Source organism: Acinetobacter sp. YH16031 (assembly GCF_013417335.1).
Taxonomy (GTDB): Bacteria; Pseudomonadota; Gammaproteobacteria; order Pseudomonadales; family Moraxellaceae; genus Acinetobacter.
In genome coordinates this window covers 1-24,782 of the sequence record NZ_VPED01000022.1, presented here as the reverse complement: position 1 = coordinate 24,782, position 24,782 = coordinate 1, and the positions used below count along the sequence as shown (strand labels likewise).

The following is a 24,782-nucleotide window of genomic DNA, read 5'->3' as shown; positions in this document are numbered from 1 at the left end:
ACGGGCATCAAGCCCGTTTTTTTATATCTCAATCTTTTAAATAACACTTATTTTTATCATTATGAAATATATAGTTTACATAATGTTAAATATATATTACATTTTGAATGATGTTGGAGTAAAGACATGTTAAAGAATGACATCATCGTGTTCCGTGCTAAAAAACGTTGGACACAACAACAGCTTGCTGATGCAGTGGCAGTCAGCCGCCAAACGATTGCCGCATTAGAAAAAGAGAAGTACAACCCTTCCTTGATTCTGGCATTCAAGTTAGCAAATGCACTTGAAACCACGATTGAGGAACTGTTTAGTTATGCTGAGGAAGAAACATGACACTATATTGGTTATTGATGGCTAGTATTTTAAGTATTGTGGTTGCTGTGATCTGCTGTGAAATATATAAAATACGCTTTGAATGCTCATAGGAATCCAAAGACGAAAGAGGAACAATGATTTTATTAAAGCAAAAATCATTATCCTATAACATTTTATTTTTGGGGATTAGTTCAGCCTTTTTGAGCATCATCGGATTTGAAGGTTTCGGACTAAAATGGTTAGAACGTGAAATTTTCATTTACTGGATTATGTTCACCGGCTTCCTGCAAAGCATCGCATCAACCATTTATACGCATTATTTACGTAAAGACGTCTTTAGCTAATATGTATGCCAAGAGAGCTTTTCGAATCTCTCTTTTTGTCAAAATCTAGAAACGTCGACTAAAACGACGGCGATATTCTAAGGGTGTTAACCCTGTTTTTTTATAAAATAAACGCCGAAATGAACTTGGATCCTGATAGCCGACATTTTGCATAATTACATCAATAGCCTGATCGGTTTCCTCAAGCCGTTTGCGTGCCGCTTCAATACGAATGGCTTGCAGATACTGATTCGGTGCAATATTTAGCGCCTGCTTAAAATGCCGGATTAAAGTACGAGTGGTGACATTAAAACGTTCTGCCAGCGCATTTAAAGTAAACTCTTCATGAAAATGCTGCTCTAACCAGTCCTGAACCTTTTGCACCAGTTCATCATGATGTGGTTGACCAATCTTCATTAAGGAATAAGACAATTGGCTATCGCGTCGATAATCAATCACAAAGGATTTGGCAGATTGCATGGCAACTTCAAAACCATAGAAACGTTCGATCAGGTGCAAGCCTAGGTCAAACCAGGCCAAGCCTCCACCTGCACAGTAAATATTCTGATCCCGGCTAATCATCAGATCGGCATTGAGTTTGACCTGAGAATAACGTGCACGAAACATGTCCTGAAAGCCCCAATGCGTTGTCGCCACACGACCATCTAAAATACCAGCTTCTGCCAGAAAGAAATTCCCGGTGCAGTTTCCAGCGATTAAGGTGGATTGTGAATGAGCAGAAGTTAAAAACTGAATCAGGTCTGGATTTTCATCCAGTACCTCTTGTATAGGTGCGGCGATGGTCGGCACTACCAGAATATTTACTGTTTGAATTTCTTGATATGAACAATGAGCTGGTAATTCCAGGCCGTTAATACAACGAATTGGTTGTCCATCTGGACTGGCGATCCTGACTTTAAACAGGCGTTGCACATTTTGCTGCTGAATCCGATTCCAGCTGACGCCAGCCATGGCGAATAAGTCGACGACACCTGTAATTGCTGAAGCCAAAGCACCATCAAAGCCTAAAATCACTACCTGTTGCATATTGTTCTATTTGTCGTTTTTCACCCGTTTCATGTCATTATTGACAATCCTCCTTGATAAATGCAACTGCTAGTCTTGATGCTATCTCAAGGATTACATATTCAGGACCGTACCGTGACTCAGCTGATTAATGATAAAAACCTCAATTTTCTGCTTTATGATGTCTTCAAACTTGAAGCTTTAACTGAACTGGAACGCTATCAGGACCATGACAAAAATACTTTTGATAGCATCCTAGAAACGGCAAAAGGCATCGCGACCGATTATTTTGCGCCGCATAATGCCAAGGCTGATCACCAAGAACCGAGCTTTGATGGCAAACAGGTGAAGACCATTGATGAAGTGAAAATAGCATGGCAACAATTTGCTGATGCTGGTCTACTCTGCGCCCAGCATGATTACGCAGACGGCGGCATGCAATTGCCGACTTTGGTGAATATGGCCTGCAATGCCTATTTCATGTCGGCCAATCCTTCGACTGTTGCCTACTCTTTTCTGACAGCCGCTGCAGCAAATCTGATTCAAGCCTTTGCCTCTCCAGAACAAAAACAAATGTTCTTGCCGCATATGCTAAGTGGCCGCTTTGCTGGAACTATGGCGATGACCGAGCCGAATGTGGGTTCCTCTTTGGGAGATCTGACCACTAAAGCGATTCCTCAGTCAGATGGAAGCTACAAAATTAAAGGCCAGAAAATGTTTATTTCTGGTGGTGATCAGGACATTACTGAAAATATTGTGCATCTGGTTCTGGCTCGTATCCAAGACGCTCCGCAAGGGGTAAAAGGTATTTCCCTATTCATCGTGCCGAAATTCAAAACCAATACAGATGGAACTGTAGGTGAATCCAATGATGTCCATCTGGCTGGCCTGCTACACAAAATGGGCTATCGCGGCACAACTTCAACAGTTCTAAGCTTTGGGGAAAACGATCGTTGCTTAGGCTATTTAATTGGTGAAGTGGGACAAGGTTTAAAATATATGTTCAAGATGATGAATGAAGCGCGCGTCGGTGTCGGTCTAGGGGCAGCCATGATTGGTTATCGCGGCTATCTGGAATCTATGGACTATGCCAAGAACCGTCCTCAAGGCCGTTCGGTTCATGAAAAAACACCTGACGCTAAACCTGTGAATATCATTGAGCATACGGATGTCAAACGTATGCTACTGGCACAAAAATCTTATGTTGAAGCTGCTTTAGCGCTGTGCTTATTTGCAGCTCGTTTAATTGATGAACATCAGGCTGCACAAGATGAAGAGAGTGCCATTTTGCTGGATCTCATTACACCAGTGGTCAAGTCCTTCCCTTCTGCCTATGGTCCTAAAGCCAATGATCTGGCGATCCAGGTCTTGGGTGGTGCGGGCTATACGCGTGAATATCCGGTTGAGCAATGCTATCGGGATAACCGCCTTAATCCGATTCATGAAGGCACTTATGGGATTCAGTCTCTGGATCTACTAGGTCGTAAACTCTGGCAGCACAATGGCAAAGGCCTGACCCTGCTCATGCAACGCATCCAGAAAACCTTGTCTGAAATTCAGGATGGCAAGTTAACAGAACTGGCAGATGTCTATAAACAGCATCTTGTTACTGTGCAAAAGACCACTCAGGTTTTAGGTCAGGCTCTGCATCAAGGCAAAGTTAGTGAAACTTTGGCCAATTCTGGCCTATATCTGGATATGATGGGCAAAACTATTATTGCGTGGTTGTGGCTGGAAATGGCTAATCAGGCTCAACTTAAGTTTGGAACATCTTCTCAACAGGAAGATCAAGCCTTTCTGGCGGGTAAAATTCAGGCAGCTCAATATTTTATTCATTGGGAACTGCCTGAAATTGAACATCAGGCTAAGTTACTGATGAACTTCGATGACACCTGTCTAAATATGCAAAGTGACTGGTTCTAAATAAAAATCAATAAAAAATGCGCCTCGAATGGCGCATTTTTTATTTGTTTACATCATCAAGCCGCAGTGTCTTTTAGACCAAATTTCTTAAGCAGCTTGGCACGTTTCGAAGGCAGAATATTCGCTTTAGCCAGATCGCCTTGATAATGTTGATACACACGTTGATCCATCATCTTGTACCACAATGGTGGAATCAGTGCCGGTATCAGCATGGTGGCATAACCACTTGGTAATTCTGGTGCTTCATCAAAATGTCGCAATGCCTGAAATGGTCGGCTTGGATAGGCATGATGATCCGAATGGCGTTGTAACTGGTACAGGAACAGGTTGGTCACGATGTTGTTATTGTTCCAGCTATGTTCGGGCAAGGTTCGCTCATAGGTACCATCTGCTTTTTGCCCGCGTTTCAATCCATAGTGTTCGATATAATTCACGATCTCAAACAGGCTGATGCCGTAAAAGGCTTGGGTCAGCGTATAAGGAATGATTTTCTTGCCATACGTTTTCAGCATTAAGGCATGGTAACCTGCGCTCATCGCCCAGCCATGAAATAACTCATTTTCCAGACTAAAAAATTTTAAGCCTTTACGTTCCAAACGTCTTTTTTCTATCTGAATTGCTGATTTCAAGCCACCCAATACAGTACGTGGCCAGAAACGGTAAAAGGATTCTCCCATTTTCGAAGATGCCGGGTCTTCTGGCGTCGCTACCCGTTTATGATGTCCATAAGGATGCTCAATCCGGAAATGGTTATAGGCCAGTGGCATCAGGCTGGCATGCGACCAGTAATGGTCTTTTTTCTGAGGGCGATGGCTCAGCTCATGTGCAGTATTCACACCGATTCCATTGATCGCCCCCATAGAAACGCCAAGTAGAACCTGATCGACCAGAGAAACATTTGGACGGGATACGACATAGCCTGCAAAAGCATTGGCAGCCATTTGCAAAGGAATAAACACCTTCACGATCCGGTCATAATAAGGATCTTTGACCAATGCCTGAATCTGCTCATCATTTGGATTATTGGCATCATCACCAATTAAAGCATCTAATGTTGGGATAATCACATGCAATAATAAAGGCCCACCCATCGCAAAGACTTTTTTAGTGGCTTTGGGACCAAAATGATAGCCAGCCAGAATTCCCATACCGATCACAGGCAAACCGGGACTGAGCAGCCAGCCAAAACGTTTTTTATCCAGTTGTAAACCGTTCAGTGCTGACGCATCCTGCGTGAACTGAGCTTTGCTAATTTGTGCAGGGGCATTCATTGCGACCCTCCTTTTTATGTTACTCTGCACATATAGTTGAATATTTCAGCATTAGCGAACAGTATTAAACGTCCAGAAAAACTATGTCAGCGTCTTTGGCGCAATAGGCCAAGTCTTGGCCTTAAATCACAAGACTGGGCTATTTAAATTTAATTAAATGAATTAAAACAAAAGAATAGAGTCAGGCATGGATGCTTTAAGTAAAATTTTTGATGATATTCATCTGGAAAAATCCGAATATCTCTACCTCAATGTGTTTCATCCAGGCGGGTTTGATTATCAGTATGAACCGTCCATGCTGGCTTATGTATTATTACAGGGTCAAGCGCGATTAATATTCAAAGATGGCGATTTGCTTGAGCTGCAACAAGGTGATCTGGTGTTATTGCCTGCTGGTTCTGCCCATCGGATTTCTAGTCCCGGCAATGCGGATTTTTCTGAACATCATTCGATCAATTCTTATTTTCAGACTCATGCACAGCAATGTGTGGATCTCAATATCACCCATTCAGCAGAACGTAGTTTTATTTTGGCGATTCGTTCCAATCTGGATATCCAGATGGCGAAACCGCTATTGAGTGCTTTACCTAAATATCTGCACATCCAGCATATACTGGGAGATACAGCACCAGAATGGTTACAAGTTGGTTTGCAATTTCTGGCATTGGAAACCCAGCAACTTCGTCCGGGACGAGACAAAATTCTGGATCATCTGGTCAGTATTTTACTGATTGAATGCGTACGAGATTATATTTTGAATCTGGAAAATGCTTCAAGCTGGCTAAATGCCCTTTCCCATCCTGAACTGTCCAATGCATTGGCGGCAATTCATGGAAAACCCGAACAGCCTTGGACCGTTGAAAGTCTGGCTGAGCAATGCCATATGTCGCGTTCAAAATTTGCCCAGCTCTTTACCCAGATTGTTGGTGAGCCGCCATTGGCTTATCTGCAACAGCATCGGCTTCGACTGGCAGCACAATATCTCAGAAATAGCGGATTTAGCATCCAGCAGATCGCGTATCTGGTGGGCTATTCTTCGGAAACGGCGTTTAGTCAAAGCTTTAAAAAACAGTTTGAACACACCCCGACTCAATATCGTATTGCCTGTCAGAAAAGCAAGACTCCTTTATTGGACTAAGTCTAGTACCGCTTTGACAGGATCTTCACTGTTGCCGGAAAGCAGCTGCTTATGCATGGTGAGATGCTGCATCACTTGAATTTGAGCTGCTTCAATATCCATCAATTTTTCAATTTCAGCAGCCAGATTTTCAGGCGTTGCTTCAGACTGAATCAATTCCTGAATGACTTTTTTGCCAGCAATGATATTTGGCAATGAGAAATAAGGAATTTTGACCAGCAATTTGGCAATCTGATAAGTCAGCCAGTGCAATTTATAAAAGGTCACCATCGGACGGTGCAATAGCATGGCTTCCAGTGTCGCAGTGCCTGAAGCTAAGGCAATGATATTGGAAGCATTCATGACTTGGCGGCCAATTTTTGACTCGCTACTGGTATTTTCCATCAGACGGATATGTGCTTTTAAACTGTCTGAATATTGTGCCAGCAAGTTTTCAATCTGCTGTTTGCGCATCTCATTAATGGCAGGAATCAGAAACGTATAATCCGGATATTTCTGATGCAGAATTTTAGCTGCATCCAGTACCAAGGGTCCTAAGCGTTCAATTTCACCACGGCGGCTTCCCGGCAGCAGTGCAATATATTTTTGTGCAGGATCTAAACCCAGTTCTGCCTGCGCTTCAGCCACATCATTGTTGAGGGGTAACTGGCTTGCCAATGGATGACCGACAAAAGCTGCCGGAACATCCCATTTCTTGAAAAATGCTTTTTCAAATGGAAAGAGACACAGCACCAGGTCAATACTGGCCTTGATACCATGTACCCGGCCTTGACGCCATGCCCAGACCGAAGGACTGACATATTGCACGGTCTTAATCGGTAACTGTTTTTGCTTCAGGGTTTTGGAAAGACGCAAATTAAAATCAGGCGCATCAATACCGATAAACACATCGACTGGATCTTTCGTCCAGGTCTCGACCAGACCATCACGAACCGCAAACAGTTTTTTAATATCTTTCAGGACTTCAACAATGCCCATGACCGAGAGAATATCCATTGGATAGTAGCTCTTGAAGCCTTCAGCCAGCATTTGCGGCCCGCCAATCCCTTCAAATTCTGCATCAATACCCTGCTCTCGAAAACTACGGATGAGCTTCGCACCAAGCGTATCTCCCGATACCTCTCCCACCACGATTCCGATTTTAAGCTTCCGATTTTGCAAGTGTATTCCCTCAAATGAGACCAATTAATTCCGTTCAGATTCTATCATAAAGCGTGATTTGAGCATGACTAAGTGTTGAACTCACAAATCGTGGCTATCTCAAATCATAAAACTCTGGAATCTGGATAACGCGCGCGCCTTAGCCTAGCTTAAAAATTAAAATAAATTTAAAGCGGCTGATCTTTAAACAAACAAATAAATAGGCATTTCTGCAGAATCTTTATCAATTTTCATACTTAGCAATAGAAAGGTGTTCTAGATGATTCAAATTAAAATATAAATCAGGATGAATTACTTTAAATTTTATGGTCTTTATCTCTTTTTAGAATAAGCAAATCAATAATCAAGACAACGACTTATATTTAAAAGTCATAAGATATGCTCGTTTTTTGATTTTGGCATATATGCATGTTTGGTCCGATTGAATTTATTTTAGCAGGTGTATTGGTTGGTTTCTGTGTGGGGATTACCGGCGTCGGTGGCGGTTCATTGATGACCCCAATCCTGATTACACTGCTTCGGGTTGAACCGCATATCGCGATTGGTACAGACCTTCTTTATGCCGCAATTTCTAAATTCTGTGGTTCATTGGTTCATGCCAAGAAAATGAATATTGTCTGGCCCATTGTGATCTGGCTGGCCATCGGTAGTATCCCTGCCTCATTTGCGACCCATTGGATCCTTGAGAATTACCTCAGTCAATCGACACATTATAAAGCGACACTGACCATGGTATTGGGCTTTATGCTGACCCTTACTGGTGCATCTATTGTATTCCGCAATTCTATTGAAAAGTTCTTTAATAAATACCGCAAACAAGAACTACCTGACATGACTCAGGATTTAGACAAAGTTGACTTTAAATCTGGCAATAAACGTGTCTTGATCGTGATCATGGGTATTGTACTGGGCGTGTTTGTGACCCTGTCATCTGTCGGTGCCGGTGCTTTCGGTATTATGGCCTTGATCCTGATGTTCCCAAATCTGCCAATGATCCGTATTATCGGTTCGGATGTGGTACATGCCGTACTTCTAACTTTAGTCGCAGGTCTGGGCCATATGAGTGCAGGTAATGTAGACTTTACTTTATTAGGCTGGTTACTTTGCGGTTCTATTCCAGCGATTGTGATTGGTACGTTGATCAGTTCACGTATGCCAGAGAAAATTATCCGTAAAATTCTTGGGATTACCCTGTTCTGTCTTGGCGTGAATTTTATTGTGAATCCAGTCAAGTCAAAACCGGTACAATCCGCCCAACCTGAATTGATAACAACAGCAGAAAAAGCTCCTGCTGTTTAAACTAAATCATGGATTCATCACTTTTTTTTCAAAGAAGTATTCATCTTTTTTATAACAAAGTGACGCATCATTCATGTTATATTCAGGCTATTAAACAACCTTTTGTATGATCAAACCAGTGACGGCAATGAATACACTACAGTCAAAACCTATTTCAGCATCAGATATTGATGACGTGAATATCCAAAGCATGATTCCTTTGGTAACACCTGCTCAGTTGAAAGCAGAGTTACCTTTGACTGAAACTGCTTATCAAACCGTACTGCATGGTCGTGAAACGATTCGTAATATCCTGGATGGCAAGGATAAGCGTATTTTTGTAGTGATTGGTCCATGTTCAATTCATGATCCAGCGGCTGCGCATGAATATGCTGAACGTTTAAAAGCTTTAAGCGAAAAAGTAAAAGATAGCCTGTATATCGTAATGCGTGTTTATTTTGAAAAACCGCGTACAACTGTAGGCTGGAAAGGTCTGATCAATGACCCTGATATGAATGACTCTTTCAATATTGAGAAAGGTCTGCGTATCGGTCGTAAACTGTTACTGGAGCTGAATGAACTTGGCCTGCCATGTGCAACAGAAGCACTGGATCCAAACTCTCCACAGTACTATCAGGATTTAATTTCATGGTCAGCGATCGGTGCACGTACTACCGAGAGCCAAACTCACCGTGAAATGTCTTCTGGCCTGTCTTCACCAGTCGGCTTCAAAAATGGTACAGACGGCGGCTTAACTGTTGCGACCAATGCAATGCAATCTGTTAAACATGGTCACAGCTTCCTGGGTCTAAATGACCAAGGTCAGGTTGCGGTGATTCGTACTTCAGGGAATCCATATGCACACGTGGTTCTACGTGGCGGTAATGGCAAACCTAACTACGATGCAGGTTCAGTTGCAGATGCTGAGGCAGCGCTTGCGAAAGCCAAAGTCAGCGGCAAGATCATGATTGATGCCAGCCACGCAAACTCAAATAAAGACCCGTACTTACAACCGCTTGTCTTAAAAAATATTACTGAACAAATTCTTGATGGAAACAAGTCAATTGTTGGTATTATGGTAGAAAGTCACCTGAAAGGTGGCCGTCAGGATATTCCTGCCAATCTTTGTGATCTGGAATATGGAAAATCAGTGACTGATGGCTGTATCGATTGGGAGACCACAGAAAAAGTGTTGCTTGACATGCATGAGGCATTGAAGGACGTTTTACCTAATCGTTAAACGAACTGACAAACGCCATCGACAAGATGGCGTTTTCATTTCTGAACAAGGAAAATTTTATCTGATGAATGAAATTGAAACTGCATTAAGTCAAATTGAAAATTTTCAGTTCATCCATGACCATCTGTTCAGCTCTGGTCAGCCGACAACTGAACAACTGAGGTTGATTAAAGAATACGGCGTATCCACCGTAATCAATGTGGCATTAACAGATAGCGATCATCATCTGTTACATGAAGATAAAATTTGTCTTGATCTTGGCCTGAACTATATCCAGTTGCCGATCTCCTGGGAAACCCCTTCGGATAGCCAATGCCTGCTGGTACTGGATCTGATTGATCATCTGGTCAAAGAACAAATGGTCTGGGTACATTGTACGCAGAATTATCATGTCAGCTGCCTGATGTATTTATATCGACAATACTATATGGATATGGACATGCCGACTGCACAGGAATATCTGCATCAGCTCTGGGAACCGAATGAAACCTGGACCGGTTTAATTCATGCGGTTGCCCTACAGCTGCAAGGCCGTAAAGCAACACAGGAACTGGAATTATCCCTGATTCATCCTAATAACTTCGGTTGATGTTATTTGTAATGACTGATCAGAACAGTTGCCATAGACAGAATACCTTCCTGACGACCAGTAAATCCTAATTTTTCAGTGGTTGTGGCTTTAATACTGATTTGAGTCACATCCACATCCAGAACATCGGCAATGCTCTGACGCATTTCCAGATTATGTTTAGCCAGCTTTGGACGTTCACAGGCCACCGTAATATCGGCATTATTCAGGCGATAACCACGATCCAGTATCAGCTGATAGACATGCTTTAATAAAACCTTGCTGTCTGCACCTTTAAACTGCGGATCGGTATCTGGAAAATGCTGGCCAATATCGCCCAGTGCTAAAGCCCCTAGCAAAGCATCACAGAGTGCATGCAAAACCACATCACCATCAGAGTGTGCTTTCAAGCCATGCGTATGTGGAATCTGAATACCTGCCAGAGTGACAAAATCACCTTCTTCAAATGCATGTACATCCAGTCCCTGACCAATACGAATTTGTGCAATCACTTTTATATCCTTTAGAAATAACTGATTGAAATCTTGTACACGACGTTTCTATTTCGCTATAGTTAGACCTAGCGTAACACAGTGAAAGTATAAGCGATCATGCTACTGAAAACTGATATAAATATGATGAAAATAATGGGACTTTTACTCGGGACAGGCCTTTTTGCTAGCAGCATTCATGCTGAATCGCTAGACTGTAGCAGTCATCATAACAATAACGCAGCCATGAAAAAGATCTGCTCAGCCTCTCTGGATGAACCGCGTGAAAAACTGACTGATCAATATTTTACCGCCTTTCTGATTACAGATGCGCCTGTTCGCTTGTTGCAAGATACTCAGCAACTATGGAGTACACGCTTACAGCAATGTAAGACACTGGACTGTTTTAAACAGCAATTTGACCAGCGTCTGGATGACCTCAATATTTATATTTCTTTGAATCAGAGCCTGACTCAGCACTATCTCAAGTTTGAACAAGGACAAATGGCCAAACAGCCCATCCATCTGAAGATTCATCAGCTGACGAAAGACCGCATCAAAATTGAAGGGACCGCCTACCGCAATCCGAACAATCGTGCAGAAACCCAGACCATTCCTTTTTTGGCCTATACCACGACGGAAACTAAAAGCCAGATTACGGATAATGAGCATGACTGCAAATATAACTTTAACTATAGCAAGGCAATCTTGACGGTCAGTACTGAGCAAAAGGGTTGTGAACGTTTTAGTGGTATTTATCGTTTATATGATTAAACAGCCGACTTTTATTTTTATCTATCAATGGTCTAAATATATATTTAAAAATTTAACCTAGAAATTCCCTCTCCTTATAGGAGAGGTTTTTATAAAGATTTCCTTTACCCTAACCTTCTTCCTTAGATAGAAGGAACTTAATTAATAAATGATCATTTTTTAATATCTTCAAAATAGCCCGCAAGCGGGCTATTTACTTATGCCGGATAATGCTGAGCTATTTCCTGACTGATCATCGCTGCGGTTGCTGCTGATAGTGTCCAGCCTAAATGTCCATGGCCGGTGTTATAAAAGACACGTTCCTGTCTACCACGGCGCACCACTGGCATCATGTTCGGCATCATAGGACGCAGACCTGCCCATGGAACCACATGTTCAGTACACAGATCGAAATTGCGTTGTGTCCAGTCAATTAAAGGCTGAATCCGGTCAACGCGAATATCCCGATTATAGCCATTAAATTCCGCGGTTCCTGCAACACGTAAGCGGTCTTTACCTAAACGTGACAAGACGATCTTGGCACTCTCATCGAGCAGACTGACCCAAGGAGCATTTTGCTGGCTTCGCTCATCATTCAGCTGTACCGTAATTGAATAGCCTTTCACCGGATAGACATTCACCCGCTCACCCAACAGATCTGCCAACTGATAACTACTGACACCGGCACATACCACAATGGCATCTGCCTGAATCTCGAGCACATCTTCAGCATTGGCACGCACATTTTCAGGGCTTGGTCTGCATTTAACCGTAATATGCTGTGCTTGGTGATCGACCGCAAATACATCCTGACCAAATTCGAAGTTCACCCCTTTTTTCATACAGGCATTTGCCAGTCCAGTACTGAATTTATGAATATCTCCAGTCGCATCACTCTGGCAATAAAACCCCGCGTAATAATCCCCAGTTAATGCAGGTTCAATCTGCTTGATTTCCTCATTGGTAATTGCATTACGTTCCAGACCACCACTGCATAGGAGATCATTGACCTTAATCGCGACATCATAATCAGCTTTATTATGATAAAAATGCAGAATCCCGCGCTTTTCCAGATCAAAATCAATTTGCTCAATTTCGGCGATTTCAAATAGGCGTTTTCTGGCCAGTAACGCGAGTCTTACCGTTTCCCGGGTATTGGCCTCATAATTTTTAATATAACCTAGAAATTCCATCAGCCAGCTATATTTATGCAGACTAAAAGAAGGATTAAGCAATAGTGGTGCGGTTTTTTGTGACATCCACTTGATGCCTTTCAACACGGTCGCTTTTTGATTCCAGACCTCTGCATTACAGGCAGAAAGTTGCCCGCCATTAGCAAAAGAGGTTTCCATCGCGGGATAAAGATGACGGTCAACCACCGTGACCTGATAACCGAGTAAAGCGAGCTCATAAGCTGTTGTTACACCGGTAATGCCTGCCCCCACCACAATAACATGACGCATAGACACCTCCTCAATATATGATGTCTTTCCCATCTGTCATGTGTACCTGAGAGCTTCGGTGACTACATCATAGCTGTATGCAGCAACCTTCCCCCTTCGGTGAGTGATTCAACACTTCTCTCCAGAGTTTAATATATTATTGCAGTCCTTTTGCCTGAGAGTTTCCTGGGACCTTGCTCCTTCGGCGAATGCAGTAGCATTTCTCTCCTGCAATAATATTTTTATTATCCTGAGCAATTTATATACCATCTTATCGGGGGCTACAGTTTTTTATTTATGTTAATTCACGTGATTTAAGTGGTAACGATACTTGCAATAAATTTAGAAGAAATAACACTATCTATTTCAAATGAATTTTAAGTTTTTAATTTTGATTTTTGCTTCATTTTCCTTCGTTATGCTCCAATGAAAGGCATTTAAGAAAAGCAATAGAGTTAATATTTGCTTAGGCTATTTACAGGATTGATTTACGAGAATACTCTCAATCTATGATCGACTCTCAGATCCTAAAATTAAATTAACCAGGAAAGAATCAGCATGAGAGATCCTGCCGCGACTACTGTTTGCATACTGATAATACTGGCCATGAACTGGCTATCTCCGCCATAGACACGCGTCAGTACATAGGAAGCTGAAGCAGTAGGTAAAGCAAAAAACAACACCAGTACCTGGGTGGTTAAAGGATCAATATCAAATAATTGGCAGACAAAGAAAGCAGCAAGCGGCATTCCTAATAAACGCCCAAAAGTCGCCAGACCTAATGGGAAGATATCCCGCTGGAAGCCCTGGAATTGTAAAGCAGCCCCCACACACATCAAGCCAAGCGGCAAACTGCATAAGGCAATCTGTTTTAAGAATAATTCAAACCCAGCCCAGAGTGATAAGCCTGAAAGATTAAATAACCCTCCAACAAGAGAACCTAGAATTAAAGGGTTCTTTAACAGATCAACCAGAATTTTGAAAATCTGCATATCTGAACTACGGGTAAAGGCCAGTACAGATAAGATATTGACCAGTGGAATACATAACACCATCACTACAGCGAAAATGGTCATGCCCTGCTGATGAAATAAAGCATTTACTGCTGCAAGTCCGATATAGGTGTTAAAGCGCAGAAGTGCCTGTACATAAACCCCAAAGCGTGCATAGCCAATCTGATAAATCTTGCGCAGCATATATAGAACAATACTGACCACCGCCATAAGGCTAAAGACCACCAAAACCACATCTTTGATGACTGCCATTTCAATCTTGGCTACGGCCAGATTTAAAAACAGCATGACTGGAAACAGGACAAAATAATTGAGTTTTTCTGCCCCACGCCAGAAACTATCTTCCAGCCATTTCCTTTGTTTTAATACATAGCCCAAAGTAATCAGGCCAATAAGCGGAAACAGTACAGTGAAGATAGTCTGAAACATTGAACAACTCATGGTATGGGTTTTGCGGCAATCGCATCCAATTCAATTGCCTGTCAATGAGCAAGGATACAACAAGCGACTCGTTTCAGGATAAAAATAGTGGAAAATTCAATGGATAATAAATAAAAAACACTCTGGCTGGCTTTAATTAAAATACGCTTTAAATCCAACTTTCATCTTTTGCAATATTTAATACATCAACTTTAAGCCTTTCTAACTCATCAAAAACTTTGACATCAAGTTTTGGATGAAGTTTTTTAAATTTAACTTTTAACAAATCTAGGCTTCTTAAGAGCATCCTAAAAATAAGTTTCTCTCGGCCTAAATCATCTGTTGCCTTAAAAGTTGTTGGATCAATCCTTAAACGGAAATCCATATTTCTACGTTTAAATGAATAAAAAATACGTTCATCAAAACTATCATTTCCCATTATAATTTCAATGCACTTCCATTTATCTATCGGAATATCATACGACTTATTTTGTAGTTGAGCATTTAAGGCATTTTCTACTGCGTTACGTGCTTTATTTTCGAGATCAAGATGATCTTCTGTTAACACTTCCCTACTTAATTCAGCACTTAACCATACTTCCATTCATACATCCTGTCATTATTCTTATTAAACACACTTAGAATCAAACATAGATTCAAATAACTTCATCAATCTTTTCGAGACTCTTTTCTAAAATCACCAGATTTAAATCTACTAAAGGCTGTCCAACATCTGCATCCAGTGGATAACTGTCTAACTGTCTGTTTCGCCGGTTTGGTGATAACCACGACGCTCATAATACGCGATTAATTCAATACGAACATTAAGAACAGACATTCTAAGTTTTTTGAAAGGTATTTTTTCTCTAGAGTATTGCTCAGCGAATTCTAACAATATTCGACCATAACCTGAATTTTGCCGGACTAGGTCAATAGCAAAACTGCCGATTTCAAAACAATCTGGGAAGTGTGTCAAACCAATGCAACCCACCAGTTGATCATCATTTTCCAAGACATAAAGTTCAACATCAGGCCGTGCTAAAAGCTCACTTAACTGAGCCTCATTAATTCGATCACCTAAAAAAATGTCATGTTCATGCGTCCAGCCCAAATTAGATCGATAAGCTGTATTGATCAACTTAACAATGCTTTGAATGTCCGTAGCTTGGGCTAAACGAATATTGTTATTTTTCATTTTATAAATATAAAAAAGCCAGACCGAAGCCTGACTTTAATTTCATTTGCTTCTATAAAGCAAATTATTTAGGTTCAATTGGCTCAAACGGCGCAACGACATCGGCATTTTGTGCACGATGGCGCATGAAGTGATCCATCAAAACAATTGCTAGCATCGCTTCAGCAATTGGGGTTGCACGTACACCCACGCAAGGATCATGACGGCCTTTGGTCAGGACATCCGTATCTTCACGATTAATGGTAATGGTTTTACCCGGAGTTGTGATGGAAGCCGTTGGTTTCAACGCAATCGAAACACGAATATCCTGACCGCTAGAAATACCACCCAAGATACCGCCAGCATGGTTCGCCAGGAAGCCATCTGTTGTGAGTTCATCACGGGTTTCATGACCGAACTGCTCAGCGACACTAAACCCATCACCGATTTCGACACCTTTAACAGCATTAATCGACATCATGGCATGGGCAATATCAGCATCTAAACGATCAAATACTGGTTCACCCCAACCCACTGGCACTTTAGAAGCAATGATCTCAAGGCGTGCGCCACAACTTGTGCCCTGTTCACGTAATGAAGTCACGAGTGCTTCAAAACGTGGAACGGCATCGACATCACCACAGAAGAACGGGTTATTTGGAACTTCATTCCAGTCCAGTTTTTCTGCTTTTTCAGTACCGATCTGAGTCACATGACCACGGATTTCAATACCGAATTTTTCAAACAGGAATTTCTTGGCAATCGCGCCCGCTGCAACACGCATCGCAGTTTCTCGCGCACTTGAACGCCCACCACCACGATAATCACGGAAACCATACTTCTGGGTATAGGTATAATCTGCATGACCCGGGCGGAAAGTTTGCGCGATATTGCCATAATCTTTCGATTTCTGATCCGTATTGCGGATTAAAAGACCGATTGAAGTTCCGGTGGTTTTACCCTCAAACACACCTGAAATAATTTCAACTTCATCTGGTTCTTTACGCTGTGTTGCAAATTTCGATGTACCCGGCTTACGACGGTCCAGATCCTTTTGCAAATCGGCTTCAGACAGTTTAATCCCTGGTGGAACCCCATCAATAATGGCCATTAAGCCAACACCATGAGATTCACCACAAGTCGTTACACGGAAGAGTTGCCCTATACTATTACCTGCCATGTCAACGACTCCTTATGAATTAACAGTTTGAATGAATAAATCACGATATTGACGGCATTGGGCTGCAGTCAGTGCAAAGATACCTGAACCACCACGTTGGAACTGCAACCAGTGGAAATCAACGGTATTGAAGTTTTGCTTCATCGCCCATTCAGAGTTACCCACTTCAATCACGATTAAACCGTCTTCAGTCAGATAATCAGCTGCTTGAGCCAGCATCTTGCGAACTAGATCCAGACCGTCTTGACCAGCAGCCAATGCCAGTTCTGGCTCATGATGGAATTCATCAGGAAGATCAGCCATATCCTCTGCATCGACATATGGAGGATTAGATACGATTAGATCATATTGGTTTTCAGCTGGAATTTTAGCGAACAGATCAGATTCAAGTAACGCTACTTGGTACTGCTTACTGTGATGTTCACAGTTAATCTGCGCCACTTCCAAAGCTTCTTTAGAAATATCGGTTGCATCCACTTCTGAATCCGGGAAAGCATAGGCCAATGCAATCGCGATACAGCCAGAACCGGTACACATATCCAGAATGCGTTGTGGAGTTTTTGGATTCGGGTTTTCTGGCAGGTTATTTACTGCTGCGCCCATTTCACCATTTTCAGTCAGGCAATAAGGAGCAAAGCGGTTTTCAATCAGCTCAACAATTGGCGAACGTGGAATCAGAACACGCTCATCAACATAGAATGGCTTGCCGAAGAAATAAGCCAGATTCAATAAATAAGAGGTTGGAACACGTTCATTAATACGGCGTTCCAGCAAGTTCAAGAACTCAGCCACTTCGCTTGGCAATAATTTAGAGTCCAGAATTTCAGGATCTGCATTCCAGTCCAGTGACAAGGTTTGTAGAACGAGCGCTGAACTTTCAGCAAAATAATCTTCTGTACCTTGACCTAAGTGCGCATCGTATTGACGTAATGCTGTAACTCCAAAACGAATAAAATCACGAATGGTAGTTAAATTTTCAGCGGCTTCCTGCAAATGTTCAGGGCTAATAGTCGGTCGATCCACTTAAGGCGTCTCCAAGGTCATTTTTTAAAACGCCTTATGATACCTTGTTTTGAGGTCTTTTATAATGCCAAAACCATGAAAAACCCGAATTCTCCATGGTTTATCAATGACAGATCTTCTGGATTTCAGACAGATTAGAATCCTGCTTTTTAAGATTTATCGCTATTTCCAGAAGGATTTATTAACTTAAAATCAATTTAAGCACCGGCATGATAAGAACGCGATTGATACAAATTCGCCTGATCTTTTACTATCTCTAGCGCACATTGACCCTGTTTAATCTGGGCATATTGGGTATTCATGGTCAGCTTGCATTGCTGTGATAGTTTACGTTGCCACACTGTATGCTGATCACGAATATTATTACGATAGCCAGCATTCAATTCCAGATAAGTCTTATAGTTTTTCTTCAGACGTTTATTCTGTGCTTTTAATTCTTTTTTCACACATTTTTGCAGTTTAGCTGTATTGCCATAACTAAAGTTCATGCACTGGAGATATTCCTGAGAATAACCTGTAGCCGCCTGAACTTGTAATGCCACCGTCCCCAAACAACCTGCCATTAATAAACATGCAAAACGCATAATATCCCCTTTACCAAAAACTGGCTTGTTTCCAATCAATATTGAATAATGAATCTTGTTTAAATTATTGCCTGATACTAACTTAGTCCTCGATAAAATCCTATATTTTTCTCGCTTAAAAAGATGTCACAGTTCTTTGGTTGAAACTTGATTTTATGGCCGCATATAATTCGGCAATGATGTCCAAACGAGCCCAGATCTTATGAGCTATAAGCACAACAATCTTATGGCCATGCGCCAGAACTACTGGAATGACCAGTTATCCAGTCAGGTGCAGCAGGAAAAGGTATTTTTACAGACCACGTTAATGCAGCAAGGTGTATTTAATAGTGCGACTTTGGAAGATGCCAAATACCTGTTTTTCAGTTTGCCAAGCATCATTATTGTGAAGGGTTATGCGCTGGGTTTTATGCATGAAACAGTCCAGAACCTAATTCATCAACATATTCAAACAAATAAACAACAGTTACAACAACGATCTGAATTAAAAATTCAATTTCAAATGTCATAATATTCACCCTACACTGGTCAAAACGGCAAGCGATATGCTCTTGCCGAGATTTTCACCGTGAATTCAGCGGCTTAAACTTTTTTAATACGTGCAGACACGGTAATATCCACTACAATGATTTATTCCGCTTTATGCTGATAAAAGGATTGAGTTTACATGTCAGATCAGAACGATAAGCTTAAACAATTGAAAACTTCCTCAATGGATCGACGCTTATCGATCGCAAAGGCATCTTTGCTGGCAGGTACGCGCTGGGCAGCATCCAGTGCGGGTTCTATGTTCTCGAGTGAAGAAGAAAAAGAAAGGAGACGCAAAAAAGCCATGAAAGAACAGGCCGATTATCTGGTTGCAGAAATTGGCAAGCTTAAAGGTTCAATTGTCAAAATTGGCCAGATGATGGCCCTGTATGGCGAACATTTTCTGCCAGAAGAAGTTACTCAAGCCTTAAATACTTTAAATAATAAAACAGTCGCTTTGGCTTGGCCGGCGATCAAAGCCCAATTACAGCAGCAATTAGGTTCCAAGCTAGATGATCTGACAGTTGATCATGAGCCCTTAGGTACCGCCTCTTTGGCTCAGGTGCATCGTGCGGTGCGTAAGTCAGACGGTATGGAGCTGGTGCTTAAAATCCAGTACCCTGGTGTAGCTGAAGCTATTGATTCTGATATGAGCCTGTTTAAGAACATGCTCAAATTGACCCGTATGGTGCCGCAAACCCGTGAATTCGATCAATGGTTCGATGAAGTTCGTGAGATGATGCATCGTGAGGTCAATTATAAAATTGAGGCGGATACGACCCGTCGTTTCTGTAAACGTCTGCAAAATGATCCACGATATATCGTACCGACCATCATCGATAACTATTGTACTGACCGTGTTCTGTGTATGACCTTTGAACGTGGTGTACCCATCAATAGTCCAGTAATGCTGTCTCTACCACAGGAACGTCGTAATAAACTGGGTGAGGCTTCCCTTGAAATCGCAGTACGTGAGATTTTTGAATGGGGTGAGATGCAGACTGACCCGAATTTCGGCAATTATTTGGTACGTCTAGGGGATGGCGAAAATATTCAGGACAAGATTGTGCTTCTCGACTTCGGTGCAATCCGTCAATTTGACCAGCATCTACTCAATGTAGCGCGTAACCTGATCCAGGCCGGTTATCATCATGATTCAGACATGATGGTGAAAGCCATGACCGGTTATGAATTCTTTGATTCTATTCCGCCTAGCATCAAACCGGATATGGCGAAAGTCTTCCTGTTAGCCACAGAAGCCTTCAGCTCGCCAATGAACAATAAAGACCTGCCTCCAGGCGTGATGGATGAACATGACCGCTATAACTGGAAAAAAAGCCAGCTTCATAGCCGGGTAATGCAGCAAGCTTCTAAATCCATGGCTTCACGTTATTTCAGTGTACCGCCTAAAGAATTTATGTTTATCAGCCGTAAGTTCATCGGCGCTTATACCTTCATGACAGTGATTGATGCGAAAACTAATGTACGTGCAATGATTAAACGTCATCTCTAATCGACTAAGTTATTATTAGCCTTATATAAGACCCGGATGATTTTGTCATTCGGGTCAATTTTTGATCAAAACCAAATTTTTCTTATTTTATTTTTCTATTTATTTTCAATATCTTAAATTTTTAAATCCCCTCTTTATTTTAATTATAAATTGACAATGAATCATGTCATTGATGACATGGTTTTTTCTAGAGCTGCATGTCAACATCAGGCAGATAAGATAACACCCCGTAGGATAATTAGAATGAACAATATGGTGAACAAAGCACAAGGATTTGGCTTGTCCATCCTGACCAAAGTGGCAGGAAGTGATTTACTCGACCAATTAAAGCTGCGTAAATTTTTAGAAAAATCGCTTTATCAAAGCTCCAAAGCAGGTTTTAAAACACTCAGCCAGACTCAGAAAATTCTGAAATCTGGTCAGAAAATTCAAAGACAACGTTTGCCACATCAGTCTAAATCCCTGTTCGATCTGAATCTGACTGAAGAACAGCAAATGACCTGTGAGGCGATGCAGCAGTTTGCCAGTGAAGTCCTTTATCCTTTGGCACATGATGCAGATCATCATGAAATCTTCCCAAAGGAACTCTGGCAATATTCAACTGATCTGGGTCTTAATTTTTATGCGCTGCCTGAAGCTTTAGGTGGTGTAGCTGCAGAACAGAATATCGTCAGCAATGTCCTGATGGCTCAACAGTTGGCTCAAGGTGATTTCAGTCTGACTGCTGGTCTGCTTTCTACCTTTAGTGTGATTAATGCGATTACCCGTTGGGGTTCAGAACAGGTTCAGACTGAGTATTTGACTGCATTTGCCGATGATCCGCATCTTAAAGCCACCTTCGCAGTACAGGAAGCAACAGCTGCCTTTAATCCTTATCAGTTAAAAACTAAAGCAACCTCGAATGGAGATCACTATTTAATTAATGGTGAAAAAACCTTGGTGATGCTCGGAGAAACTGCTGATATCTATCTGGTCAGTGCAGATCTGAATGGCAAAACCGAAGTGTTTATTGTGCAACGCAATAATACCATTACTGCACAAAAATCTCCGGCTATGGGCTTGAAAGCCACTCAAACTGTGAATCTCAAATTTAATAACACACCGGCACAACGCTTGGGAGATGACGATTTTGATTACACCGCTTTTCTTGATCTGGGCAATTTAATGTGGTGTGCCATGGCGGTCGGTACCTGTGAAGCGGTTAAAAAATACTGTGTGCAATATGCCAATGAACGCACAGCCTTTGGTGAACCAATTTCCCATCGGCAAAGTGTAGCTTTTATGATTGCAGATATGGCGATTGAAATTGATGCCATGCAAATGCTGATCCTGAATGCCGCCAGTCTGGCAGAATCCGGGCAGGATTTTCATCGAGAAGCTTATCTGGCCCGTCTGCTCTGTGCAGAAAAATCCATGAAAATTGGCACAGATGGCGTACAGATTCTCGGCGGACATGGCTTCACCAAAGAACATCCGGTAGAACGCTGGTATCGGGACTTAAGAGCAACAGCAATCGTACATTCTGGCCTTCATGCCTGAGCAAAGAATAAGGAAAAAAATAAATGAACTTGCAAAATCCTAAAAAATTCAAATTGCTGATTGATCAGGCACATGAAGTTGCTCTGAATGTACTCCGCCCTATTTCACGCAAGTATGACAAAGCTGAACATGCTTATCCGAAAGAGTTGGATATGCTTGCCTCTGTCGTCGATGGTATGAACCAAGGCAGCGAAGGCATGAATGCAGGAGCTGCGGTCAATAAACGCGGTGATAGCGATGAAAGCAATAAAAATGGCGTCAATATGTCGACAGCACTTAGTATTGTCGAAATGTGTTATGGTGATACCGGACTGCTTTTATCCATGCCGCGTCAAGGTCTAGGAAATTCAGCCATTGCTGCTGTTGCTAATGATGAACAGTTACAACGCTTTCATGGCATCTGGGCAGCGATGGCAATCACTGAACCAGGCTGTGGATCCGATTCAGCTGCCATTCGTACTACTGCCATTAAAGATGGTGATGCCTATATTCTCAATGGTGAGAAAATCTTTGTCACCTCCGGCGAACGTGCAGATGCAGTTGTGGTCTGGGCGACTTTAGATAAAAAACTTGGCCGTGCTGCAATTAAATCCTTTGTCGTACCCAAAGGCACACCCGGCATGAAAATCGAGCGTCTGGAACATAAGCTAGGCATTAAAGCCTCGGATACGGCTGCAATTAGTTTTATTGATTGTCGTATACCTGCTGCTAATTTGCTTGGACATGCTGAAATTGATGTGGCCAAGGGTTTTGCTGGGGTCATGGAAACTTTTGATAATACCCGCCCACTCGTTGCAGCGATGGCAATTGGTTGCTCTAAAGCTTCTTTAGAGAGAACCAAGGAAATTTTTAAGGATCAGCTAGATTCTGAGTACCATACACCTTACTTACAAACATCGAATATTGCAGCGCAGATTTATCGTATGGAAGCCGAATGGGAATCTGCCCGTTTATTAATGTTAAAAGCTGCGTGGATGGCGGATAATCGTAAGCCTAATTCCCGTGAAGCTTCTATTGCTAAAGCCAAGGCGGGTCGTATCGCGAATGAAATCACTTTGAAATGTGTCGAATTAACAGCATCTATAGGCTATAACGAGGCAGAACTTTTAGAAAAATGGGCACGTGACTCCAAGATTCTGGATATTTTCGAAGGAACTCAACAGATCCAGCAACTGATTATTGCTCGACGTGAACTAGGTAAATCTTCAAGTGAATTAAAATAATAAAAAACTGGAAATACCGCTTCATTAAAGAATGAATCAACAAAAAGGATGGATTTTTTATGGTTTTCGGACTATAAAATTTCCATCCTTTTTTATGTCATAACCTATGTATTCTATTCGTCCTATACAACCTCAAGATAATGCTCAAATTGCCAAGATTATTCGTGAAGTTTCCGTAGAATTCGGGCTTGCAGCAGAGTCCGGCTTTGCTGTCGGTGATTCAATTTTGGATAACCTGTATGAAGTATATCAGCAGCCAAATGCAGCTTATTGGGTCATTATCGATGAGCAGGATCAAGTCTTTGGTGGCGGAGGTATTGCGCCATTACAGGGTGATCAGAGTATTCTAGAAATACAGAAAATGTATTTCTTACCCATTATTCGTCGTTATGGATTTGCAAAAAAGATTTTAAATCTGACCTTTGACTTTGCTCATGAGCAGAACTTTAAACGAATCTATCTTGAGACTACTGCAAGTCTTTGGCAGGCAGTGAAGCTTTACGAAAAATTAGGTTTTGAACATCTCGATCATCCCGAAGGCAATACGGGTCATAGTGCAGCTTGTGAAATCTGGATGCTAAAGACTTTAGACTAAGCCATCTCATACATCTAGATACTTTTATTCTAAAGAAAAGCCAGAGATACAAATTCGACTGTTAACTGGCTTTTCTTTAAGCAATTCTTCATAAAAAATTCATTATTCAACAAAATCTAAGTTGTCTTTGTAAACAAATCATCTAATTTCTTGACGATTTTCATACATCTTCCTAAGATCAATCTAATTTTAAAAATACAGGGAAGCTGAAAGTTGTTGGGCAAATTTTCTGGCAAAAACTATTCATTATTAAAGGTCTTAAATCCTACTACTTTAAAAATTGGGATACTTGGTTTAAGTACAATATTAATAAGTGCTTGCTCCTCACTAGGAGGTAATTCCTTAGAAAAACGCTCTGCTAAACTGTCTCAAGGAATTCAGACTGCATATGCTGTGCCTGCGATAACTGCTACTCGCGTTTCACCTTTAATTATTCAAAATGCCGAAAGACATAGTCTAGATCCCTTGCTAGTAGCAGCCGTGATTCGACAGGAATCTACCTATCGCAGTCAGGTCGCTTCACCTGCAGGTGCTGTGGGTCTTATGCAAATTGTTCCGCGTTATTGGCAATCTACATGTGGACCTGATTTATTTAATGAAGCAATAAATATTGGATGTGGGAGTTATATTCTGTCACGTTATCAGGAATCTAGTGGCAGCCTAGAAAAAGCGCTGGGCTATTATAATGTAGGCCCTACTGCCTATGAGAAAGATCGGAAAATGCGTAAACAAGGCAAAAAATATGCAAAAGAAGTTTTAACGCACCAGAAGCAACTTAAAAAATCGATGTAATTAGAACGTACTAATGATTAATTAAATGAATTCCAGAAATATTAATCCATAAATAAAAAGGCTTAAATTTATTTAAGCCTTTTTCTATTTCATCTTTATTTTTTCTATAAAAAAAGCCCCCTGCTTATGCAGAGGGCTTTTAGGAATAATGAGCTGGCGATGACTTACTCTCACATGGGAGACCCCACACTACCATCAGCGCTAAGAGGTTTCACTTCTGAGTTCGGGAAGGGATCAGGTGGTTCACTCTTGCTATGGTCGCCAGCACA

Annotated in this window: 24 protein-coding genes, 1 rRNA gene, 1 pseudogene and 1 riboswitch; of the genes and pseudogenes, 14 read left to right on the top strand and 12 right to left on the bottom strand. The window is 41.6% G+C overall.

Translation table 11 applies throughout. The features are described 5' to 3' along the window. The first annotated feature begins 126 nt into the window (after positions 1-126). Together FTV31_RS10565 and FTV31_RS10560 are read left to right on the top strand one after the other, a co-directional pair. Entirely contained in the window at positions 127-333 is a 207-nt protein-coding gene (locus tag FTV31_RS10565) for a helix-turn-helix transcriptional regulator (protein WP_180014751.1), read from the top strand. A gap of 116 nt (positions 334-449) precedes the next feature. Then, positions 450-659: a hypothetical protein gene (locus FTV31_RS10560; RefSeq protein WP_180014749.1), complete on the top strand. Its 210-nt coding sequence runs from the start codon at positions 450-452 to the stop codon at positions 657-659. A gap of 45 nt (positions 660-704) precedes the next feature. Here FTV31_RS10560 and FTV31_RS10555 read toward each other — a convergent pair whose 3' ends face one another. After that, positions 705-1,685, bottom strand: coding sequence for a GlxA family transcriptional regulator (locus FTV31_RS10555; RefSeq protein ID WP_180014747.1), 981 nt, complete (start codon positions 1,683-1,685; stop codon positions 705-707). A 78-nt stretch (positions 1,686-1,763) separates the two neighbouring features. On the opposite strand from FTV31_RS10555, the gene FTV31_RS10550 reads away from it, so the two are divergent. Further along, positions 1,764-3,587 carry an acyl-CoA dehydrogenase gene (locus FTV31_RS10550; RefSeq protein ID WP_180014745.1) on the top strand — a complete coding sequence of 608 codons (1,824 nt, stop codon included), beginning with the start codon at positions 1,764-1,766 and terminating at the stop codon, positions 3,585-3,587. Between the two features lie 56 nt (positions 3,588-3,643). Here FTV31_RS10550 and FTV31_RS10545 read toward each other — a convergent pair whose 3' ends face one another. Continuing rightward, positions 3,644-4,858 (bottom strand): alkane 1-monooxygenase, encoded by a 1,215-nt coding sequence (locus FTV31_RS10545; protein WP_180014743.1) that lies wholly within the window; start codon positions 4,856-4,858, stop codon positions 3,644-3,646. Between the two features lie 187 nt (positions 4,859-5,045). Here FTV31_RS10545 and FTV31_RS10540 point away from each other — a divergent pair, with 187 nt between their 5' ends. After that, positions 5,046-5,996, top strand: a complete 951-nt coding sequence (locus tag FTV31_RS10540; protein WP_180014741.1) for an AraC family transcriptional regulator — start codon at positions 5,046-5,048, stop codon at positions 5,994-5,996. Here FTV31_RS10540 and lpxB read toward each other — a convergent pair. After that, positions 5,985-7,157 carry a lipid-A-disaccharide synthase gene (gene lpxB / locus FTV31_RS10535; protein ID WP_180014739.1) on the bottom strand — a complete coding sequence of 391 codons (1,173 nt, stop codon included), beginning with the start codon at positions 7,155-7,157 and terminating at the stop codon, positions 5,985-5,987. The genes FTV31_RS10540 and lpxB overlap by 12 nt on opposite strands. A gap of 408 nt (positions 7,158-7,565) precedes the next feature. On the opposite strand from lpxB, the gene FTV31_RS10530 reads away from it, so the two are divergent. The 3 genes from FTV31_RS10530 (at position 7,566) to FTV31_RS10520 (ending at position 10,264) form a co-directional block, all read left to right on the top strand. Beyond that, the gene (locus FTV31_RS10530; protein ID WP_180014737.1) at positions 7,566-8,456 is read left to right on the top strand and encodes a sulfite exporter TauE/SafE family protein; all 891 of its coding nucleotides are present in this window, start codon (positions 7,566-7,568) and stop codon (positions 8,454-8,456) included. Between the two features lie 127 nt (positions 8,457-8,583). Beyond that, entirely contained in the window at positions 8,584-9,675 is a 1,092-nt protein-coding gene (locus tag FTV31_RS10525) for a 3-deoxy-7-phosphoheptulonate synthase (protein WP_125278643.1), read from the top strand. 64 nt (positions 9,676-9,739) lie between these two features. Continuing rightward, entirely contained in the window at positions 9,740-10,264 is a 525-nt protein-coding gene (locus FTV31_RS10520) for a protein tyrosine phosphatase family protein (protein ID WP_125278644.1), read from the top strand. Positions 10,265-10,266: 2 nt separating this feature from the next. Here FTV31_RS10520 and ispF read toward each other — a convergent pair whose 3' ends face one another. Beyond that, positions 10,267-10,755, bottom strand: a complete 489-nt coding sequence (ispF, locus tag FTV31_RS10515; RefSeq protein ID WP_034171374.1) for a 2-C-methyl-D-erythritol 2,4-cyclodiphosphate synthase — start codon at positions 10,753-10,755, stop codon at positions 10,267-10,269. 99 nt (positions 10,756-10,854) lie between these two features. Here ispF and FTV31_RS10510 point away from each other — a divergent pair, with 99 nt between their 5' ends. After that, positions 10,855-11,508 (top strand): hypothetical protein, encoded by a 654-nt coding sequence (locus FTV31_RS10510; RefSeq protein WP_180014736.1) that lies wholly within the window; start codon positions 10,855-10,857, stop codon positions 11,506-11,508. 197 nt (positions 11,509-11,705) lie between these two features. Here the strand turns inward: FTV31_RS10510 and FTV31_RS10505 are convergent, their stop codons facing one another. The 7 genes and pseudogenes from FTV31_RS10505 to FTV31_RS10475 form a co-directional block, all read right to left on the bottom strand. Next, entirely contained in the window at positions 11,706-12,950 is a 1,245-nt protein-coding gene (locus tag FTV31_RS10505; protein ID WP_180014734.1) for a D-amino acid dehydrogenase, read from the bottom strand. 132 nt (positions 12,951-13,082) lie between these two features. After that, positions 13,083-13,170: riboswitch (glycine riboswitch) on the bottom strand. Positions 13,171-13,462: 292 nt separating this feature from the next. Beyond that, positions 13,463-14,371 carry an AEC family transporter gene (locus FTV31_RS10500; protein WP_180014732.1) on the bottom strand — a complete coding sequence of 303 codons (909 nt, stop codon included), beginning with the start codon at positions 14,369-14,371 and terminating at the stop codon, positions 13,463-13,465. Between the two features lie 160 nt (positions 14,372-14,531). Further along, positions 14,532-14,966 (bottom strand): Imm44 family immunity protein, encoded by a 435-nt coding sequence (locus tag FTV31_RS10495; protein ID WP_180014730.1) that lies wholly within the window; start codon positions 14,964-14,966, stop codon positions 14,532-14,534. A gap of 52 nt (positions 14,967-15,018) precedes the next feature. Further along, positions 15,019-15,557 (bottom strand): annotated as a pseudogene (locus FTV31_RS10490) (GNAT family N-acetyltransferase). A gap of 64 nt (positions 15,558-15,621) precedes the next feature. Continuing rightward, positions 15,622-16,716: a chorismate synthase gene (aroC, locus tag FTV31_RS10485; RefSeq protein WP_180014728.1), complete on the bottom strand. Its 1,095-nt coding sequence runs from the start codon at positions 16,714-16,716 to the stop codon at positions 15,622-15,624. A gap of 12 nt (positions 16,717-16,728) precedes the next feature. After that, entirely contained in the window at positions 16,729-17,739 is a 1,011-nt protein-coding gene (gene prmB, locus FTV31_RS10480) for a 50S ribosomal protein L3 N(5)-glutamine methyltransferase (RefSeq protein WP_180014727.1), read from the bottom strand. A gap of 197 nt (positions 17,740-17,936) precedes the next feature. Then, entirely contained in the window at positions 17,937-18,323 is a 387-nt protein-coding gene (locus FTV31_RS10475) for a DUF1311 domain-containing protein (RefSeq protein ID WP_180014725.1), read from the bottom strand. A 202-nt stretch (positions 18,324-18,525) separates the two neighbouring features. On the opposite strand from FTV31_RS10475, the gene FTV31_RS10470 reads away from it, so the two are divergent. The 6 genes from FTV31_RS10470 (at position 18,526) to FTV31_RS10445 (ending at position 24,513) form a co-directional block, all read left to right on the top strand. After that, positions 18,526-18,834 carry a hypothetical protein gene (locus FTV31_RS10470; RefSeq protein WP_166138211.1) on the top strand — a complete coding sequence of 103 codons (309 nt, stop codon included), beginning with the start codon at positions 18,526-18,528 and terminating at the stop codon, positions 18,832-18,834. A 156-nt stretch (positions 18,835-18,990) separates the two neighbouring features. Continuing rightward, on the top strand, positions 18,991-20,364 hold the full coding sequence (locus FTV31_RS10465; RefSeq protein WP_005235905.1) for an AarF/ABC1/UbiB kinase family protein: 1,374 nt from the start codon (positions 18,991-18,993) through the stop codon (positions 20,362-20,364). A 252-nt stretch (positions 20,365-20,616) separates the two neighbouring features. Continuing rightward, on the top strand, positions 20,617-21,903 hold the full coding sequence (locus tag FTV31_RS10460) for an acyl-CoA dehydrogenase family protein (protein WP_180014779.1): 1,287 nt from the start codon (positions 20,617-20,619) through the stop codon (positions 21,901-21,903). Between the two features lie 23 nt (positions 21,904-21,926). Next, positions 21,927-23,126: an acyl-CoA dehydrogenase family protein gene (locus FTV31_RS10455; RefSeq protein ID WP_180014723.1), complete on the top strand. Its 1,200-nt coding sequence runs from the start codon at positions 21,927-21,929 to the stop codon at positions 23,124-23,126. A 106-nt stretch (positions 23,127-23,232) separates the two neighbouring features. Then, positions 23,233-23,721 (top strand): GNAT family N-acetyltransferase, encoded by a 489-nt coding sequence (locus FTV31_RS10450; protein ID WP_180014721.1) that lies wholly within the window; start codon positions 23,233-23,235, stop codon positions 23,719-23,721. Between the two features lie 213 nt (positions 23,722-23,934). Next, positions 23,935-24,513: a lytic transglycosylase domain-containing protein gene (locus tag FTV31_RS10445; RefSeq protein ID WP_166138226.1), complete on the top strand. Its 579-nt coding sequence runs from the start codon at positions 23,935-23,937 to the stop codon at positions 24,511-24,513. Positions 24,514-24,664: 151 nt separating this feature from the next. Here the strand turns inward: FTV31_RS10445 and rrf are convergent. Continuing rightward, positions 24,665-24,779, bottom strand: a 5S ribosomal RNA gene (gene rrf, locus FTV31_RS10440). Positions 24,780-24,782 lie beyond the last annotated feature (3 nt).